Below are 4,762 nucleotides of genomic sequence, written 5' to 3'. Positions count from 1 at the left end.
ATGGTCCCGGTCCCGAATGGTTGTCAGCACGTCCTGCTGATGCCGATTCGTCGCGGCGCCGCCCGTTCGGGTTCACACGGATCATGAAAAATGCGCCCGCAGCCTGCGGACGCATCGCATCGTCGCCGACCGTCATTCCCGGGCGGCCCGCAGCGCCGACCCGAGAATCGCTTTCGGGACACACCCGGGCCAGGCCCGAGCCTGTCGGAGGCGAACAACTCAGGGAATCAGGACCGTCGAGCCCGTGGTCCCGCGCGACTCGAGCAGGCGATGGGCATCGGCTGCGTCCTTCAGCGGGAAGGTGGCGTTAACCGGCACCTTGACCTTGCCGCTGGTGACGGCGTCGAACAGGTTCTTCGCCATCGCGATCATGGTCTCGCGCCTGGCCGTGTGCGTGTTCAGCGTCGGCCGCGTGACATAGAGCGAGCCCTTGGCGGAGAGGACGCCGAGATTGAAGGCCTCGACGGCGCCGGAGGCGTTGCCGAACGACGCCATCAGGCCGAAAGGCTTCAGCGTGTCGAGCGACTTCATGAAGGTGTCCTTGCCGACACCGTCATAGACCACGTCGCAGAGCGCCCCGCCGGTGATCTCCTTCACGCGCGCCGCGAAATCCTCCTCGCGGTAGTTGATCACGTGATCGGCGCCATGCGCCTTCGCGAGTTCCGCCTTCTCCCTGGAGCCGACCGTGCCGATGACGGTTGCGCCCAGGGCCTTGCCCCACTGGCAGAGGATGAGACCGGTCGCGCCGGCAGCGGCGTGGACGAGAATCGTGTCGCCCGGCTTCACCTTGTAGGTCCGGTGAAGCAGATATTCGGCGGTCAGCCCCTTCAGCATCATGCTGGCGGCGGCCTCGTAGGAAATCCCTTCCGGCAGCGCGACCACGGATGCGGCCGGCACGATGCGCTCCTCGGCATAGGCGCCGAGCGCCGAGACCACGGCCACGCGATCCCCGGCCTTGAACTCGGTGACGTTCGGGCCGACGGCCAGGACGTCGCCCGCGCTCTCGTTGCCCAGGGTGAAGGGCAGTTGCGGCGCGGGATAAAGACCGGAGCGGAAATAGGTGTCGATGAAGTTCAGGCCGATCGCCCGGTTCCGGATCAGGATTTCGCCGGGGCCGGGCTGCGGCAGGGTGATGTCCTCGAACTGCAGGACGTCCGGACCGCCGGTCTTGTGGGCGCGAATGGCTTTGACCATGAAAGGCTTCTCCCTCGGATGATGGCCGACCATAGTTCATCGTGCGGAAAAGCTGCATCCGTGCCGGACGCAGAACGCACCTTGCGACTTTGCGGCCCGTGGCCAAGACGCCGCGCATCGGATAGCGGTGGGGCATGAGCATGCATTCCGCCGATCCCGTCGACATCGCCATCGTGGGCGCGGGCGCCGTCGGCCTTGCAGCGGCATTGGCGCTGGGCCGGAAGGGGCACAGCGTCGCGCTGCTCGGCCCGGTCGCGACGCCCCGCGACGGGCGTACCGTCGCGCTGCTCGACGGCTCGTGGCGCCTGCTGGCCGGGCTCGGCGTCGAGGAGGCCCTGCTCGCCAGGGCCGCGCCGCTCTCGGTGATGCGCCTCGTCGACGACAGTGGCAGCCTGTTCCGCCAGCCGCCCGTCGAGTTCCGCGCCTCGGAGATCGGGCTGGAGGCGTTCGGCTGGAACATCGAGAATGCCGACCTCACCGCGATCCTGGCCGAAAAAGCCAAAGCGGCTCCCGATCTTCGCATGCTCCCGGGCTTCGTGCGCGGTATCGAGCCCGAGGCCGACGGCATCCGCCTGGCGGGTGATGATCTGGCCGTCCGGGCCCGTCTCGTCGTCGGCGCCGACGGGCGCAACTCGCAGGTCCGCGTCGCGGCCGGCATCGAAAGCCGGGACTGGCGCTACCCTCAGGTGGCGCTGACCGCGCTCTTCGAGCATCGGCGCGACCATCGCGACGTCTCGACCGAGTTCCACACGCGGCAGGGCCCCTGCACGCTTGTCCCCCTGCCCGGGCGACGCTCCTCCCTGGTCTGGCTGGTCGAGCCGGAGCAAGCCGACAGCATCTCAGCGCTCGACGATGCCGCCTTCGCGCTGCGGGTCGAGAAACAGGTCCAATCGCTGCTCGGGGCGATGACGGTCAAGGGCCCGCGCGGCAAGGTGCCGATGGGCGGATTGTCGGTCGAGCGCTTCGGTGCGGACCGCATGGCACTGATCGGCGAGGCCGCGCATGTCTTCCCGCCGATCGGCGCGCAGGGGCTCAATCTCGGCCTGCGTGACGTCGCGGCGCTGCGTGATGCACTGGAAGGCGCGACCGATCCGGGCAGCGATGCCGTAATGGCTGCCTATGACGGCGCCCGCCGGACCGACGTCCGGCTGCGGACGGGCGCCGTCGATGCTCTCAACCGCACCTTGCTGACCGATCTGCTGCCGGCCGACCTGATGCGCGGCGCAGGCTTGCTGGCGCTGTCGCGGATCGGCCCGCTGCGGCGCTTCGTGATGCGGCAGGGGCTGGCGGGCGGCGCCCGCGCCTGAGCTTCGGCCTCACCCGGGCGCGCCCAGCACCTTCTCCGTATCGGCGCCGCTGGCCGCGACCTTGCGCAGCGCCTGGGCCTGCTCCCGGAACACCGGCGCCAGCGGCAGCGGCGTCGAGACCAGACGCCGGCCGCCCGGCTCCTCCGCCTGGCCGTCGAGCAGCCCACGGGCGCTCATCTGCGGATCTGCGACAGCTTCCTCGAGCGTGCGGACCACGGTGCAGCAGCAATCGAGCGGCTCGATCAGTGCGCGCCAATGGCTAGCAGGCTCGCTGGCGATGATCTCCGCGATCGCAGCCCGGGTGGCCGCGGGATCGCGGCGGTCGTCGCGCAGCCGCTCGTCGAGGCCGATGCCCTCGCAGAAGCTTTGCCAGAACTTGGGTTCGAGCGCGCCGACGGCAAGGAACCAGCCATCGGCCGTAGCGTAGAGCCCATAGCGCGGGCTCGCCCCGGTCAGGAGGCCTTCGCCGCCTTCCGGAAAGGACCCGGTCACCTGGCCTTGCGCCAGCCCGTACCAGGCGAAGGTCGGCATCGCGTCGGCCATGGCGATGTCGAGATGGCAACCTTCGCCGCTGCGCTCGCGCCGGCGCAGCGCCAGCAGGATGTTGAGGACGGCCGGCATGGTGCCGCCGGCGATGTCGGCAACCAGCGGCGGCGGCAAAGGCGCCGCCTCGCCGCGCTTCAGGGACTGGCCCAGCAGCCCACCGAGCGCCTGATAGTTGATGTCGTGCCCGGCCTCCTGGGCGCGCGGGCCATGCTGGCCGTAGCCGCTGATAGAGCAGTAGATCAGGCGCGGGTTGAGCGCATTGAGCGCGCCATAGCCGAATCCGAGCCGCTCCATCACGCCCGGACGGAACTGCTCGATCAGGATGTCGGCCTTCGCGATGAGCGGCGTGAGCCGGGCCAGCGCATCCGCCGCCTTGAGGTCGATCTCGACGCTTTGCTTGCCACGGTTGAGCACGGCGAAGGGCGCCGCCGTCTCGCCGAAGCGCGGAGGGAATCCGCGCATGTCCTCGCCGCCGGGCCGCTCGATCTTGACCACGCGCGCCCCGGCCTCGGAGAGAAAGAGGCTGGCCAGAGGCCCTGGCAGCAGCGTCGAGAAATCCAGGACCAGCAGGTCGTCCAGCGGCAGCATCCGGCATCCTCAGCGTCTCTGGTTCACCGCATATCCGCCGGCGCGGGCCTTCTGCTCTGCACGCGAACGGGCGGCCACTGCGCGCGGGACTGCTCTAGTGAAAGAGATCCGCCGCTATCCTGCCCGTCTTCACCAGCCACAGGAAGCCCGGCAGCGTGATCATCGAGACGATGGTGCCGACGAGAATGCAGGCCGAGGCGCGCTCGACCCCGACGCGATACTGGGTCGAGATCACGAAGATGTTCAGCGCCGGCGGCAGCGCCGCCATGATGATCGCCGCGTAGATCCAGTGCGCCGGAATGCCGCCGAGCGCCGAGAGCAGCACCCAGACCAGCAGCGGATGCAGCAGGAGCTTGATCACGACCAGCCCCGGCACCTCCGCGGGCATCGACTTCATCGGCCTGAGCGCCACCGTGACCCCAAGCAGGAAGAGCGCGCAGGGCGCTGCCGCCTGCGAGAGCCACAGCACCATCCGATCGACGGCGACGGGCAGCTCCAGCCGGAAGTAGCTCGCGGCGACACCGGCCAGCGTCGCGACGTTGAATGGGTGGGTCAGCACCCGCCAGATCACCTCGCGGGTGGTGGCGAGCACGCTCTTCTTCTCCACACCGGCCAGAGCCATCAGGAAGGGCACGAGCGAGAAGAGCAGGATGTTGTCGAAGACGAAGATCAGGACGACCGGGGCGCTTGCCGAGGGGCCGAGCGCCGCCAGGATCAGCGGCGGACCCATGTAGCCGATATTGGAATAGGCGCCTGCGACGCCCTGCATCACCGCCTGCGGCATGTCTCCCCGGTTGTGCTTCAGCCCGAGCGCGAAGGACAGGCAGAAGGCGCAGAAGGTCGCCGTCGTCGTGCCGGCGATGAACTTCCAGTTGGCGAGCTCGCTCAGCGGCTTGTCGGCGATCAGCCGGTAGAACAGCGGCGGCAGCGCGACATAGATCAGGAAGAACTGCAGCCAGGCGAGTCCCGCCTCGGGCAGCTGCTTGTAGCGGCCGATGGCGAAGCCGAGCAGGATCAGCCCGAAGAAGGGCGCGACCAGATTGAAGATGCTGAGAAGATCTGCCATCGGCTCATGCGTTCCCGGGGCCCCCGCCCCGGAACCGAGACGCGAAGTCCTGCATCTAGCG

Annotated in this window: 4 protein-coding genes; 1 reads left to right on the top strand and 3 read right to left on the bottom strand. The window is 68.9% G+C overall.

Features of this window, described 5'->3' with window-relative positions; all coding sequences use genetic code 11:
- Positions 1-219: 219 nt before the first annotated feature.
- Positions 220-1,194 (bottom strand): quinone oxidoreductase family protein, encoded by a 975-nt coding sequence (locus ACIPIA_RS10460; RefSeq protein ID WP_400509219.1) that lies wholly within the window; start codon positions 1,192-1,194, stop codon positions 220-222.
- Positions 1,195-1,328: 134 nt separating this feature from the next.
- Here ACIPIA_RS10460 and ACIPIA_RS10455 point away from each other — a divergent pair, with 134 nt between their 5' ends.
- A complete protein-coding gene (locus tag ACIPIA_RS10455; protein ID WP_400509217.1) occupies positions 1,329-2,501 on the top strand; it encodes a UbiH/UbiF family hydroxylase in 1,173 nt (390 codons plus the stop codon).
- Between the two features lie 9 nt (positions 2,502-2,510).
- On the opposite strand, the gene ACIPIA_RS10450 is transcribed toward ACIPIA_RS10455, so the two are convergent.
- Both ACIPIA_RS10450 and ACIPIA_RS10445 read right to left on the bottom strand, forming a co-directional pair.
- Positions 2,511-3,635, bottom strand: a complete 1,125-nt coding sequence (locus ACIPIA_RS10450) for a CaiB/BaiF CoA transferase family protein (RefSeq protein ID WP_400509215.1) — start codon at positions 3,633-3,635, stop codon at positions 2,511-2,513.
- Between the two features lie 94 nt (positions 3,636-3,729).
- Positions 3,730-4,701, bottom strand: coding sequence for an AEC family transporter (locus tag ACIPIA_RS10445; RefSeq protein ID WP_400509213.1), 972 nt, complete (start codon positions 4,699-4,701; stop codon positions 3,730-3,732).
- Positions 4,702-4,762: the final 61 nt, after the last annotated feature.

Source organism: Allobosea sp. CER48, from assembly GCF_044752385.1.
In the GTDB taxonomy this organism is placed as follows: domain Bacteria; phylum Pseudomonadota; class Alphaproteobacteria; order Rhizobiales; family Beijerinckiaceae; genus Allobosea.
Note: the sequence above shows the minus strand (reverse complement) of the source record. Positions and strands in the feature narration are given on the sequence as shown.